At 68.8% G+C, this 13,350-nt stretch carries 12 protein-coding genes and 1 pseudogene; 8 read left to right on the top strand and 5 right to left on the bottom strand.

Translation table 11 applies throughout. From position 1 onward, the window contains the following. Positions 1-16: 16 nt before the first annotated feature. Positions 17-1,204 (bottom strand): substrate-binding domain-containing protein, encoded by a 1,188-nt coding sequence (locus K0H49_RS22750; protein WP_219217360.1) that lies wholly within the window; start codon positions 1,202-1,204, stop codon positions 17-19. A 339-nt stretch (positions 1,205-1,543) separates the two neighbouring features. Here K0H49_RS22750 and K0H49_RS22745 point away from each other — a divergent pair, with 339 nt between their 5' ends. Beyond that, positions 1,544-2,128, top strand: a complete 585-nt coding sequence (locus K0H49_RS22745; protein WP_219217358.1) for a BPSL1445 family SYLF domain-containing lipoprotein — start codon at positions 1,544-1,546, stop codon at positions 2,126-2,128. A 233-nt stretch (positions 2,129-2,361) separates the two neighbouring features. Here K0H49_RS22745 and K0H49_RS22740 read toward each other — a convergent pair whose 3' ends face one another. Then, positions 2,362-3,213, bottom strand: a complete 852-nt coding sequence (locus tag K0H49_RS22740) for a helix-turn-helix domain-containing protein (protein ID WP_219217356.1) — start codon at positions 3,211-3,213, stop codon at positions 2,362-2,364. A gap of 104 nt (positions 3,214-3,317) precedes the next feature. Here K0H49_RS22740 and K0H49_RS22735 point away from each other — a divergent pair, with 104 nt between their 5' ends. Genes K0H49_RS22735 through K0H49_RS22725 form a run of 3 tightly spaced genes read left to right on the top strand, consistent with a single transcriptional unit; the run spans position 3,318 to position 5,596 of the window. Next, a complete protein-coding gene (locus K0H49_RS22735; RefSeq protein ID WP_219217354.1) occupies positions 3,318-4,295 on the top strand; it encodes a Bug family tripartite tricarboxylate transporter substrate binding protein in 978 nt (325 codons plus the stop codon). Between the two features lie 4 nt (positions 4,296-4,299). Continuing rightward, positions 4,300-5,178 carry a PhzF family phenazine biosynthesis protein gene (locus K0H49_RS22730; protein ID WP_219217352.1) on the top strand — a complete coding sequence of 293 codons (879 nt, stop codon included), beginning with the start codon at positions 4,300-4,302 and terminating at the stop codon, positions 5,176-5,178. Then, entirely contained in the window at positions 5,165-5,596 is a 432-nt protein-coding gene (locus K0H49_RS22725) for a RidA family protein (protein ID WP_219217349.1), read from the top strand. The genes K0H49_RS22730 and K0H49_RS22725 overlap by 14 nt, the downstream gene beginning before the upstream one ends. Here K0H49_RS22725 and K0H49_RS22720 read toward each other — a convergent pair. Continuing rightward, entirely contained in the window at positions 5,585-5,965 is a 381-nt protein-coding gene (locus K0H49_RS22720) for a winged helix-turn-helix transcriptional regulator (protein ID WP_219217348.1), read from the bottom strand. The two genes, K0H49_RS22725 and K0H49_RS22720, sit on opposite strands and share 12 nt — an antisense overlap. Before the next feature lie 58 nt (positions 5,966-6,023). On the opposite strand from K0H49_RS22720, the gene K0H49_RS22715 reads away from it, so the two are divergent. Continuing rightward, positions 6,024-6,839 carry an SDR family oxidoreductase gene (locus K0H49_RS22715; protein WP_219217346.1) on the top strand — a complete coding sequence of 272 codons (816 nt, stop codon included), beginning with the start codon at positions 6,024-6,026 and terminating at the stop codon, positions 6,837-6,839. Positions 6,840-6,848: 9 nt separating this feature from the next. Here the strand turns inward: K0H49_RS22715 and K0H49_RS22710 are convergent, their stop codons facing one another. After that, a complete protein-coding gene (locus K0H49_RS22710; protein WP_219217344.1) occupies positions 6,849-7,682 on the bottom strand; it encodes an oxidoreductase in 834 nt (277 codons plus the stop codon). Between the two features lie 224 nt (positions 7,683-7,906). Here K0H49_RS22710 and K0H49_RS22705 point away from each other — a divergent pair, with 224 nt between their 5' ends. Then, entirely contained in the window at positions 7,907-8,866 is a 960-nt protein-coding gene (locus tag K0H49_RS22705) for an AraC family transcriptional regulator (protein WP_219217343.1), read from the top strand. A 361-nt stretch (positions 8,867-9,227) separates the two neighbouring features. Beyond that, positions 9,228-10,357 (top strand): annotated as a pseudogene (locus K0H49_RS22700) (porin). 140 nt (positions 10,358-10,497) lie between these two features. Here K0H49_RS22700 and K0H49_RS22695 read toward each other — a convergent pair. After that, on the bottom strand, positions 10,498-11,508 hold the full coding sequence (locus K0H49_RS22695) for an AraC family transcriptional regulator (RefSeq protein ID WP_219217341.1): 1,011 nt from the start codon (positions 11,506-11,508) through the stop codon (positions 10,498-10,500). Between the two features lie 270 nt (positions 11,509-11,778). On the opposite strand from K0H49_RS22695, the gene K0H49_RS22690 reads away from it, so the two are divergent. Continuing rightward, complete coding sequence (locus tag K0H49_RS22690; RefSeq protein WP_219217339.1) at positions 11,779-13,338, top strand: long-chain-fatty-acid--CoA ligase; 1,560 nt, start codon at positions 11,779-11,781, stop codon at positions 13,336-13,338. Positions 13,339-13,350 lie beyond the last annotated feature (12 nt).

Genomic DNA, 13,350 nt, shown 5'->3' with positions numbered 1-13,350 from the left:
GAGGGAGAAAGACCGATCAGCGCTTGTTCTTGATCGGGATGTCCATTTCTTCCGGCTTGATCTCGTGGACCAGTTCCGGCACGCCCCAGGCAAAGGCCGGGTCGACCTTGATCTTGAAGTGGTACATCGACTGCATCGCCTGGTGGTCTTCCTTGCGGAAGGTCATCTTGCCCTTGGGCGTGTCGAAGCTCATGCCTTCCATGGTGCCGATGAGCTTGTTGGTGTTGGTGTCGCCGTTGGTCTTCTTGAGCGCCGTCACCACCGCCATCGCGGCCGAGAAACCGCCGGCCGTGAAGAAGTCCGGCGGTGCCTTGAACTGCTTGTAGTGGGCCGCGACCATGGCCTCGTTGACCGGGTTCTTCGGGATGCCGAAGTAGTAGTAGGCCGCGCCTTCCATGCCCGGCAGGCTCTTGTAGGCCGCCATGGCCGGCAGGATGTTGCCGCCGGTGGCGATCTCGATGCCGTAGCGCTTGAGGTCGAGATCGACGATCTTGAAGGGGTTGCCCGCGCCGGCCCAGACGATCCAGATGATCTTGCGGCCGGGCACGTCCTTGAGCTTGTCGATCAGGCGTTGCGCACCGGCGGTGAAGTCGGTGGTGGCGGGCGGCAGGTACTCCTCGTGCGCCAGCTTGGCCTTCTTGAGCGCGCCGGCAAAGGCCTTCACGCCATCGCGGCCGAAGGCGTTGTCCTGGGCCAGCGTGGCGACGGTGACGCCGGCCTTGTCGACCGCGACTGCGTTCGAGATCGCGTCCTGCGAGCTGTTGCGGCCGGTGCGGAAGATGTACTTGTTCCACTTGTCGCCGGTGATCGAGTCGGCCACCGCGGGCTCGACGATCAGGATCTTCTTGTACTCCTCGGCCACCGGCAGCATGGCCAGCGCCACGCCCGAAGCGGTCGGGCCGACGGCCAGCGCGGCCTTGTCGTCGGAATACGCGGCGGCCAGCAGCGACTTGCCGAGGTCGGGCTTGCCCTGGTCGTCCTTCTCGATCACGACCAGCTTCTTGCCGTTGACCATCATGGTGCCGCCGGTGGCGTAGTCCAGGCCCATCATCAGGCCGGTCTGCGTCTGCTTGCCGTAGGCCTCGAGGGCGCCGGTCTTGCTGTAGACGTGGGCGATGCGGATTTCGTTGGACTGCGCGTGCGCCGTGAGGGCGGTGGTGCAAGCGGCCAAGGCGGCCAGCGCGACGAGATGGCGACGGTTCATGTGGATGTCTCCTGGTTGGAATGACTGAATATTGCACATGTCGTGCCAACCCGGAAACACTTGATTGCAAACGACTTTTCACTTGGCACTGAACCGATCGATGTTCTTTCAGTCAATCGCATTGTTCTTGTTTCAGACATTTGTCTGAATTTTGATCAGGGTTTTCCAGAGGTGCGGCATGGGCCGTCGCATGGCGTCCAAAACCGCCCGACTTCGCGTAGGCCGTCTCCCTCAGTGCGTTTTCCCCCTCTCCAGCCGACTTAGCATCCGTCCGGGTCGCTAAATTTCTCGCCGCAGATGCGGGACCGGCAGGCCCGATTCATATAAGGAATTCGAACCATGCAAACCTTCAAGATCCGCACTCTCGTCACCACCGCCGCGATCGCGGCCTGCAGCGTGGCCTTCGTCGGCTGCACCACGACCCGTCCGGGCGACACCGGCACCAACACGTCGTCGCGTGCCTCGATCGATGCGCAGGTCAATGCATCGCTGTCCAAGCTGTACGACACCGTGCCGGGCTCGCGTGAAATGGTGGCCAAGTCGGCCGGTGTGCTGGTGTTCCCGGCCGTGGTCGGCGCCAGCTTCGGCGTCGGCGCCGAATACGGACGCGGCGCGCTGCGCACCGGTGGCCGCACCCAGGCCTACTACAGCACGACCGCTGGCTCGATCGGCTTCCAGGCCGGTGCGCAATCCAAGGCTGTGATCTTCCTGTTCAACACCCAGGACGCCCTGGCCAAGTTCCGCGCCAGCAAGGGCTGGACCGCCGGCGCCGACGCCACCGTGGCCGTCGCCAACATCGGTGCCAATGGCTCGGTCGACACCAACACCGTCCGTCAACCGGTGGTCGGCTTCGTGCTGACCAACGTGGGCCTGGAAGCCGGCGTGTCGATCAACGGCGCGAAGATCACCGAAATCAGCCTCTGATCGGCTCGCCCCCGAGGGCGGCGCGCACTGCGTGTCGCTTCGCCCTCCCCCTCCGGGGGCGACACCAGCGGCCCGGCAAAGCCGGTTCCGCGGTAGCACTTGACTCTCCCCCGAAGTCTCGCGCACTTCGTGTCGCTTCGCCCTCCCCCTCCGGGGGCGACACCAGCGGCCCGGCAAAGCCGGTTCCGCGGTGTCTCACGAACATCGGCCCCGCTTTGCGGGGCCTTTTTCGTTCAGGGCCGATCGTGCTTGGCGGCTCTGATTTCCGCGGCGGTGAGGGCCCAGGTCTTCTGCAGCACGCGGGCCAGGTAGGAGCCCGATTCCCAGCCCACCTGCTGCGCCACCGACAGCACCGAGTCCGATGTGGTGGCCAGCAGGTAGCGTGCACGGTCGGCGCGCTGGATCTGCTGGAAGGCCAGCGGCGACATGCCGAACTCGGCACGGAAGCTGCGCTCGACCTGCCGGCGCGAAAGCCAGTGGCGCGCGGCGAAGGCATCGAGCGAGAGCGACTGCGACAGGTCCGCCGAGATCGACTCGGCCAGGGACTGCGCCACCATGCGCGCCGGCGTGCGCCGTTCCTGCAGCAGCGGGTTGGCGCTCAGGCGCGCGGCTTCCATGATCAGCGCGCCGCAGTAGACCGCGCCGTTTTGGCTGTCGATGCCCGGACCCGAGCGGGCCACCTCCAGCATCTTCTGCGACAGCATGGCGAGCGCCGCGCTGCCCGCGCGCATACCCTGCAACGGCTGCTGCACGCCCTGCGCTCGCAGGGCCGTGCTCCAGAAATCGGGATCGATGTAGACCGCCACATGGGTCTGGCGCAGCGTCTGCGCGGCCGTCGCATGCGCGGCGCCGGCCGCGAACCACACGAAGTCGCCAGGCGCAGGCTGCATCGTCTCGCCCTGCGCGCCGATCACGTCGAAGCGACCCGCGACCGGCACGAAGAGCATGTCGCAGTCGTGTGCATGCAGCGTGGTCGCGTAGCCCTCGCGCGCGCTGGCGACCATGGTCGCGCGTCGGGCCGCCCCTTCTGCGAAGAGCGACATCGGCGGCGGCGGCGCGGGCGGTGGCGGGCGTTGCATGGTCATGGGATTGTCGCAATTGGTGGCGCCGGCGTCGCGATCGGGTGCATGCGCCGTGGTGCGCTCGACAGAATCGAAAGCCGTCGCATCGCACATGCAAGGAACATGCAATGACCTCGAGAATCCTTCGCCGGACCTGGCTCGCCGCCACGGCCGCCACGCTGCTGGGCCCGGCCATCGCCTGGTCGGCCGCACCCTACCCGGCCAAGCCGATCACCATCGTCGTGCCCTTCCCGGCCGGCGGCGGCACCGACGTGATCTTCCGCTCGGTGCAGGTGCGGCTGCAGGCCGAACTCGGCGTGCCGGTGATCATCGACAACCGCGCGGGTGCGGGCGGCACGGTGGGCACGGGCTACGGCGCCAAGGCGCCGGCCGACGGCTACACGCTGGTGGCTGCGACCACCACCACCATCGCGTCGGCCCAGGCCGTCTACCCCAAGCTGCCCTACGACCCGCTGGCCGACCTGACGCCCGTCGGCACCATCGGCACCACGCCCTTCGTGCTGGTGGTGACGCCCGCGCTGCCGGTGCGCACCCTGGCCGAGTTCATCGCCCATGCCAAGAAGCATCCGGGCGCGCTCAACTACGGCAGCATCGGCAACGGCACCTCCAGCCACCTGGCGGCCGAGCTGTTCAAGCAGCGCACCGGCATCGAGATGACGCACATCCCCTACCGCGGCGCAGCGCCCGCGCAGTCGGACCTGATGGGCGGCCAGATCCAGGTGCTGTTCGACAACCCGACCGCACTGGTGCCGCAGGTGCGCGCCGGCCGCATGCGCGCGCTGGCCATCAGCGAAGCCTCGGCGGTGTTCCAGGACCTGCCGACCTTCGAGGCCGGCGGCGTGAAGGACTTCAAGCCCGCGCTCTGGTACGGCCTGATGGCGCCGGCCGCCACGCCCCCGGACCTGGTGCTGCGCGTGCGCACCGCCCTGGACCGTGCGCTGCAGGACCGCGCGCTGCGCGCCGACATGCTGGCCAAGGGCGTGGCGCCGCTCTCGCTGAGCCCGGCGCAGTTCGCCGCGCAGATCAAGGCCGACATCGCACTGTGGGGCGGCATCGCGCGCGCCGTCAACGCCAAGGCAGACTGAGCCCATGGAACTGATTCGCGTATTCCCCAGCCCCGGCAGCGAGCGCGGCGGCAACCCGGCCCCGGTGTGGCTCGCGGCCGATGCCCTCTCCTCGACGCAGATGCTCGAGCGCACCCGCGACAGCGGCCACGAGTCGGTCTTCGTGCTGCGCGCGTCCGACGCCGCGGCACACGACTGGCGCATGCGCTACTTCGTGCCGCGCCACGAAATGGAGATGTGCGGCCACGCCACCATCGGCGCGCTGTGGCTGTTGCACCGCCACGGCCAATGGCGCGGCCAGCCCGTCACCGTCGAGACGCTGAGCGGCACGGTGCAGGGCCGCCATGTCGACGGCATGGTCGAGATCAGCCAACCGCGCGCGACGACGCAGACGGTGAGCGATGCCTTGCGCGATGCGATCGCGCATTGCCTGCGCATCGCGCCCGCGCAGATCGTCGGCCCGGTGCTCAATGCATCGACCAGCCGGGTCAAGACGCTGGTCCGGTTGCCGGACGTCGAGGCGCTGCATGCGCTGCAGCCCGATTTCGGCGCCGTCGAGGCGCTGTGCGAGCGCCTGGGCTCGACCGGTCTCTATCCCTACGCGCTGGCGGACGGTGCCGAAGCCACGGTCAGCGCGCGCCAGTTCCCCAAGTCCTCGGGCTACCCCGAGGACGCGGCCACCGGCATCGCGGCCGCGGCGCTGGCCTGGGGCCTGCGCGAAGCGGGGCTGGTCGGCGAGGCTGCGACACTGGTCACCGTGCGCCAGGGCGAGGCCATGGGTTCGCCCTCGGCCATCTTCGTGCGGCTGCCGGCGGCCACCGCGACCACGGAAGGCTGCTGGCTGCGGGGCGAAGCCCAGGCGATGCCATCTCATCCTTCGAAAGAAAGCCATGACAGCCATTGAACGTGCCCGGCCCGCGGGCCTCTACGCCAGTTTTTCCCAGGCCGGCGGCCTGCTGCATTCCAGCGGCGTGGTCGGACGCCACGAGGGCAAGCCGATCACCGGCGTGCTGGCCGGCCCCGACGATGTCGCACGCGGCGAGGTCGCCGCGGTGGCCGCGGTCGGCGCGATCCTGCGGGCCGTGGAAGACGAGTTCGGCAGCCTCGCCGCGGTGAGCAAGGTGGTCACGCTGACCGGCTACCTGCAGGCCACCGCCGACTTCACGCAGCACGCCGCGGTGATGAACGCTGCCTCGGCCGTGCTGCAGCGCGCCTTCCCCGATGCGCCGCTGCCTGCGCGCACCACCATCGGCGTGGCTTCGCTGCCGGGCGGCGGCGTGGTCGAGGTGTCGATGGTGCTGGCCCTGGCTTCAGCCGGCTGACGTCTCCCGCGCCTCGGTCCACAACAGGATCGCATCCAGCGCCGGACACAGCGCCTGGCCCCAGGGCGTCAGGCGGTAGTCGACGCGCGGCGGCAGTTCGTCGTAGACCGTGCGCTCCACCAGGCCATCGGCCTCGAGCTGGCGCAGCTGCTGCGCCAGCATCTTCTGCGAGATGCCGTCGATGCGTTTCTCGAGGTCGGAGAAGCGCTGCACCTTCCCGTCGAACAGCTGGAACAGGATGACCAGCTTCCATCGTCCTTCGAGCAATCCCAGCGCCGCCTCGACGTCGATGGCGGCCGACAGCGGCGTGTAGCGCGGGCGTTGCTTGCCCTTTTCCGGCGCGCTTACTTCGAGGTGCGTTCTTGTCATGGCACGAGGGTATCGCGAGCATCGAGGCCTTGCCATCCAGCCTTGAAAGCGACCCCGCATGACGCCCTCTTCCTCCTTTTCATCCCCCTCGTTCAATAACGATCTGCAAGGCCGCCGCGCCCTCGTCACCGGTGGCAGCAAGGGCATCGGCCAGGCCGTCGTGGCCCATCTGGCGCGTACCGGCGCCGAGGTGCTGACGACTGCACGCCAACGGCCACCGGCCGGCGCGCTGCCCGAAGGCGTGCGCTTCATCGAAGCCGATGTGTCCAGCGCCGACGGCTGCGCCAGCGTGGCCGCGGCGGTGCAGGCGCAGCTCGGCGGCCTCGACATCGTGGTGCATGTGGTGGGCGGTTCGTCCGCCCCGGCCGGCGGCTTCGCCGTGCTCGGCGACCGCGAATGGCAGCGGGCGCTCGACCAGAACCTGATGCCCGCGGTGCGCCTCGACCGCGCGCTGCTGCCCGGCCTGCTCGCGCAACGCAGCGGCGTGATCGTGCACGTGACCTCGATCCAGCGGCAGTTGCCCTTGCACGAAGCCACCACTGCCTACGCCGCGGCCAAGGCGGCGTTGTCGACCTACAGCAAGAGCCTGTCGAAGGAAGTCGGACCCCAGGGCGTGCGCGTGGTGCGCGTGTCGCCGGGCTGGGTCGAGACCGAGGCGGCGGTCGGCCTGGTCACCGAGATCGCGCGCAACAGCGGCACCGACTACGACGGCGCGAAGCAGGCGCTGATGGCCTCGCTGGGCGGCATCCCGCTGGGCCGCCCGGCGCGGCCGGAGGAAGTGGCCGAGCTGGTCGGCTTCCTGGTGTCCTCGCGCGCCGGCGCCATCACCGGTGCCGAGTACGTGATCGACGGCGGAACGGTGCCGACGGCGTGAGGCTCAGGTTCAGGCGAAGTCGGTCGAGGCCGACACCCCTTCCCAGCGCGTGATCTCCGCGGCCATCGTGCCGAGCTTGGCGCGCACCAGCGCAAGCGCGTCGGTGCCCAGCAGAAGATGCACGGGCGGATCGCGCTGCTCGACCAGGTCCAGCAGCACCTGCGCGGCCTTGGCCGGATCGCCGGCCTGCTGGCCGCTCTTGGCCTGGCGTGCCGCGCGGATCGGGTCCATCAGCGCGTCGTAGTCGGCGATGCTGCGCTCGGCACGCACCATCGAGCGCCCGGCCCAGTCGGTGCGGAAGGAGCCCGGCGCCACGGCCGTGACCTTGATGCCGAAGCCCTTGACCTCCTGCGCCAGCACCTCCGAGATGCCTTCGAGCGCGAACTTGCTGCCGCAGTAATAGGCGATGCCCGGCATGGTGATGAAGCCGCCCATCGAGGTGATGTTGAGGATGTGGCCCGCGCGGCGTTCGCGCATCGCGGGCAGCACCGCCTTGATCATCGCCACGGCGCCGAAGACGTTGACGTCGAACTGGTGCCGCATCGCGTCGAGCCCGGATTCTTCCAGCACACCCTCGTGGCCGTAGCCCGCGTTGTTGACCAGCACGTCGATGGGGCCGAGGCGCTGCGTGACGGCCGCCAAGGCCGGCGCGATGGCTTCGAAGTCGGTCACGTCGAGCCACAGCGCATGCGCCCGGCCGCTGGCATGCGATTCGAAGGCCGCACGCGCTTCGTCGTTGCGCACCGTGCCGACGACAGTGTGGCCGGCGGCCAGCGCGGCCGAGGCCAGGGCCTGGCCGAAACCGGAACTCACGCCAGTGATCAGGAAAGTACGGGTGTTCATGTCGATGTCCTTGTGGGGTCGCCGAGGTCGATGCGTCGGCCGGCACCGCGGAATTGCGGAGGGCATGCATTCCTCGAGGGAGTGCATCGATGCTAGGCTTCCGAGGCGGGAACGCGAATGCCCGGCCATCTTGAAAGCTTGCCCAAAACTATGAATGCGGCCGGCATCCACCTGTCGCTCATCGGTTAAAAGATCGGCATGCCCTGCCTGAAAGCCTGACCACCATGAACGCCCCCGGCGCACTGCGTTCCGCATCCGATCCCGTCGCCCGACAGATGGCGCGCCTGCTCGCGGCCCTGGCGCCGGACGAGGGCTACAACCTCACGGCCCTGCCCGACGTGCGCTTCCTGCGCTCGAACCGCCCGCTGCGCCGCGCGCCGGTGCTCTACGACCCGGGCGTGGTGATCGTCTGCCAGGGCCGCAAACGCGGCTTCCTGGGCGAGACCACCTACCTCTACGACGCGCAGCACTATCTGGCGGTGTCGGTGCCCGTGCCCTTTTCGATGGAGACCGACGCCAGCGCGCAAGAACCGTTGCTGGCGATCTACCTGCGGCTGGACTTCACCGTCGCCAGCGCCCTGGCGTTGCAGCTCGACGCGGCCGGCATCGCGGCCGATGCGCCGCCCCAGGGCCTGATGTCGACGCCGATGGACGTCGCCCTGCAGGAAGTCGTGCTGCGCTTCCTGCGCGCCATGGGCTCGCCGCTCGAGGCCGCGATCCTCGGGCCCGCGCTGGTGCGCGAGATCTACTTCCGCGTGCTCACCGGCGCCCAGGGGCCGTCGATGCGCGCCGCGCTCGCGGCCAGGGGCCAGTTCGGCAAGGTGGCCAAGGCGATCCGCCGGATCCACGGCGACTACCCGCAGGCGCTCGACGTCGACCAGCTGGCGAACGAGGCCGGCATGAGCGTGCCCTCCTTCCACAGCCACTTCAAGGCCGTGACCCACACCTCGCCCATGCAGTACCTGAAGTCCACGCGCCTGCACCAGGCGCGGCTGCTGATGGTGCGCAGCGGCATGACGGCATCCGACGCCAGCGGCCAGGTCGGCTACGAGAGCGCCTCGCAGTTCAGCCGCGAGTTCAAGCGCATGTTCGGGCTCAGCCCGGTCGAGGAAGCCGAGCGCATGAAGAAGGCCTTCGCGCTGCCGCACCCGGGACCGGGCTCGGCCTATGTGGCCTCGCACTGAACGAAATGTGATCGAAAGCGTCACCGGCACACGCAACATGAATAAGAAAAGTGAACTGAAAAGAAACTGAGTTCTTTCGCTATCACTTCGCTGCACTCGACCATCGCCGGGACGGCGCTCCTTTCCTACCATCGGCCTCCAGAAAAAGAAGGCCTCGGATGTCCCGGGGCTGCACAGGGAGAAAGTTCAGATGGAAAGAATTCACGCGCGCCGGCAAGAGGCCCAGCGGCCGTTCCCATGGCTTCGACACCTCGGAGGCATCGTCATCTCCACACGCCCGAAGCGCCCGGCGCGGCGCGCCTGGGTGGCGTGCGCCGCACTGGCGGCCACGGGGCTGGCATCGGCGCAATCGAACGTCACGCTGTTCGGCGTCGTCGATGCCGCGCTCAGCGGCTACAGCAACCGCTCGAGGGACGAGCGCCCCGGCGCCGTCAACCAGGGCAGCGTCAGGACGAGCCAGACGGCCTTGACCAACTCGGGCTACAACTCGAGCCGATTGGGATTCCGCGGCACCGAAGACCTGGGGGCGGAATGGCCGCCGGCTTCTGGCTCGAAGGACAGCTCACCAACGACGACGGCAACGTCGGCGGCCTGAGCTTCACGCGTCGCTCGACCGTCAGCCTCTCGGGCCCCTGGGGCGAAGTGCGCCTGGGGCGGGACTACGCCGCCACCTTCTGGAACGACACGGTGTACGACCCCTTCGGTACCGTGGGGGCCGGCGCCACGCTGCTCATGGCGGCGCAGCTCTATCCGCTGCCGACCGGCACGCGCACCTTCGGCGGCAATCCCAACTACGTGCGCACCAGCAACAGCGTCGGCTACTTCCTGCCGCCGAACCTGGGCGGCGTCTATGGCGAACTCCAGTACGCCCTGCCCGAGAACGTCGGATCGTCTCAGCCGTCGTCGACGCCCGTGGCCGCGAACAGCACGCGCACGGGCCGCTATGTCGGCGGCCGCATCGGGTACGCGAGTGGACCGCTCGATGTCGCGATCGCCTACGGCAACAGCGCCATCGGAGACAACCACGATGCCGGCACCACGGATTCGGTCAAGACCGTGAACCTGGGGGCGTCCTACGACTTCGGCGTCGTCAAGCTGCTGGGAGAGGTCTCCAGGCTGCGGACGCGCCGCGCCTACGATGCCGCGCCGCCGGTGCGAGCGCCCGACGTCGACACGACCGGCTTTCTGCTGGGCCTGACGGCGCCCATCGGTGCCGGCCTGCTCCGGGCCTCCTGGTCGCAGGTCGACTATGACCTGAACCGGGTCACGCCCCCGGGGATGGCCGCACTGCCGGACCCCAAGGCCCGCAAGCTCGCGCTGGGCTATGTGTACAACCTGTCGAAGCGCACCGCGCTCTACGCCACCGTGGCACAGGTCCGCAACAGGAACGGTGCGGCGCTGAGCACAGGCGGCCCGGCGCTGGTCAACAACGCGAGCTTCACGCCGCGCACGTCGACCGGCTACGACCTGGGCATCCGTTACGCCTTCTGAGGCCGACGCCTCCCGCGCCATGACGAAAGCGATGGCTGCGCTGCGTCATGGCGCTGGACGCGGACAGCCGTTCGGTCCTCCGCCATCCGGTCGCCAAGCGTGCCGCATGCGGGTCGCACGGCGTCCTCGTCGGCGCGGCATCACCGTCGACCGCTGCGCCGGTAGATGCCCGGCGCACTCCCGGTCCAACTCTTGAAGGCGCGCTGGAAGGCCGAGCTGTCGGCGAAGCCGAGTTCTTCGGACAGCGCCGCCAGCGACACCGTGCTGGTACTCAGCCGGACGATGGCCGTGTCGCGCCGCAGCTCGTCCTTGAGCGTCTGGAAGGACGTGCCCTCGAGCGCCAGCCGCCGCTGCAGCGTGGAGACGGTGACATGCAGCGCGCCGGCGGTGGCGACCAGGTCCGGCCATGCGGGCTGCGCCTGTTGCAGCCAGGCGCGCACACGGGTGCCGAAGGCGTCCTCCCTGCGCGGCGGAATGAGGATGTTGACCTGCCCGTCGGCCAGGAAGGTCCGCAAGGCGGCTTCGTCGCGCCGCACCGCATTCTTCAGATGGCCGACGTCGAACCAGAAGCCGGACTGCGCGCAATGGAAGTGGCGCGCGGCGGGAAACACCTTCTCGTAGCCTTCGGCATGCGGCGGGGGCGCGAAGGCGAAGTCGAAGCGCCGCGCGGGCAACTGCCCGCCCACCAGCCAGGCCAGGAAGCGCCAGGTCGTGCGCAGCAGCAGCTCGTGCAGAAACACCGCCTGCATCTCGGCGGGCCGGTCGAAGCGCAGGACCAGGCCGGCCAGCTCGCCCTGGCGCACCGACTCGAAGGCCACATCGTCCTGCAACAGGCGAAAGGTCCGCGCCACGCGGCGAATGGCCACCTCCAGTGTTTCCGCGCCCAGCGCCGAGCGTGCGATCAACGCGAAGCTGCCGCGCCGCAGCGGTCGGCCGAGCAAGCCGAGCAGGTCGTCGTCGAGGCTGTTCGTGAGCGCCTTGAAGAGTGCCGCGTACTGGTCCAGCGTCACGCGCGCATCGAGCTGCTCCAGCAGTTCGGGCGCGATGCCGACGTCGACCAGAAACGGTTCGCAGCACAGGCCGCGCGACTTCACGCCCGTGAGGATGCTGTGCACGAAGCGGATGGAAACCGTCTGGGGAGGATGAAGCATCGTGGACGAAGGTCTTTGCCGGTGTGAAGGCCTGCAGCGGGTCCGCCGGCCGCGGTCGAAGCATAGCGAGCCTGCGGGCCTGGCCGCGCCCAAAAAACGTGGGTTGGCGAAAACCCTTGCTTCGCGCGCCATGTCTGCATGGGCACCGGCAGTTTGCGGTTTTCTGCCATCCGAACGACGCAATACGGCATCGCGCAAAGGGGTATCGATTCCTACCATCTGCAGCGTGGGCAGGAGCCTGCGACCCCAAGACCAACAAGAGACAACACCATGTACATGACCCAGGCATTGCACCGTGCGGTGCAGCAGAACCCTGACAAGGTGGCCGTGCGTTTTGCCGGCCGAGCGCGCACCTTCCGCGACTACGCCGAACGCGTCGCCCGCCTCGCATCGGCCCTGCAGCAGCTGGGCATGCGCACCGGCGACCGCGTGGCCATGCTGTCGATGAACTCCGACCGCTACCTCGAGTACCAGATGGCCGTGCCCTGGGGCGGCGGTGTGCTCAATCCCTGCAACATCCGCTGGTCGGCCGCCGAGATCCTCTACTCGCTGGAGGACTCGGGCTCGTCGATCCTGCTGGTCGACGAGACCTTCCGCCCGATGGTCGAGGGCATGCGCAGCCAGTGCCGGAGCCTGCGCGAAGTGATCTATTGCGGCGATGGCGCCACGCCGGCCGGCATGCACAGTTACGAAGGCCTGCTCGACGCCGCCGCGCCGGTGCCCGATGCCGGCCGTTGCGACGAAGACCTCGCCGGCATCTTCTACACCGGCGGCACCACCGGCTTTCCCAAGGGCGTGATGCTGAGCCACACCAACCTGTGCAGCTCCGGCCTGGCGCTGCATGCCGAGCACCTGGCACCGCCCGCGGGCTGCTACCTGCATGCCGCGCCGATGTTCCATCTGGCCGACATGGGACTGGCCTCGCCGCACTGGCTCGAGGGCAACACGCATTCGATCGTGCCGATGTTCAGCCCCGAGGGCGTGCTCGACGCCATCGCCCGTGACCGCGTCACCCACATCCTGCTGGTGCCCACGATGATCCAGATGCTGGTCGACCACCCCGCGATGCGCGAGCCGCGCGACCTCGGCAGCCTGCAGTGCATCACCTACGGTGCCTCGCCCATCTCGGAGGCCGTGCTGAACCGCGCGATGGACGCGTTTCCGGGCGTGGACTTCGTGCAGGCCTACGGCATGACCGAGCTGTCGCCGCTGGCTACCGTCAATCCGGCCCGCAACCACACCGCCGAGGGCCGCCAATCCGGCAAGCTGCGCTCGGCCGGCCGCGCGAGCTACTGCACCCAGGTGCGCATCGTCGATGCCGAGGACGTCGAGGTGCCACGCGGCACCGTGGGCGAAGTGGCGGTGCGCGGGCCCAACGTGATGCAGGGCTACTGGAACATGCCCGAGCAGACCGCCGCCGCCGTGCGCGACGGCTGGATGCACACCGGCGACGGCGCCTACATGGACGACGAGGGCTACATCTTCGTGGTCGACCGCCTCAAGGACATGATCATCAGCGGCGGCGAGAACATCTACTCGGCCGAGGTCGAGAACGCGATCACCCAGCACCCCGCCGTGGCCGCCTGCGCGGTGATCGGCATTCCGAGCGACGCGTGGGGCGAGTCGGTCCATGCGGTGGTGGTGCGCAGGCCGGGCGACGACACGCCGGCCGAGGTGCTGATCGCGCACTGCAAGACGCTCATCGCCGGCTACAAGTGCCCGCGCAGCATGGCCTTCCTCGACGCGCTGCCGCTGTCGGGTGCCGGCAAGGTGCTCAAGACCCGACTGCGCGAGCCCTTCTGGGAGGGGCGCCAGCGCAGCGTCGCATGAATCCCCATCCCT

It is taken from the genome of Variovorax boronicumulans, from assembly GCF_019352895.1.
GTDB classification, from domain to species: Bacteria; Pseudomonadota; Gammaproteobacteria; order Burkholderiales; family Burkholderiaceae_C; genus Variovorax; species Variovorax boronicumulans_A.
This window is presented reverse-complemented; position numbering and strand designations above follow the sequence as displayed.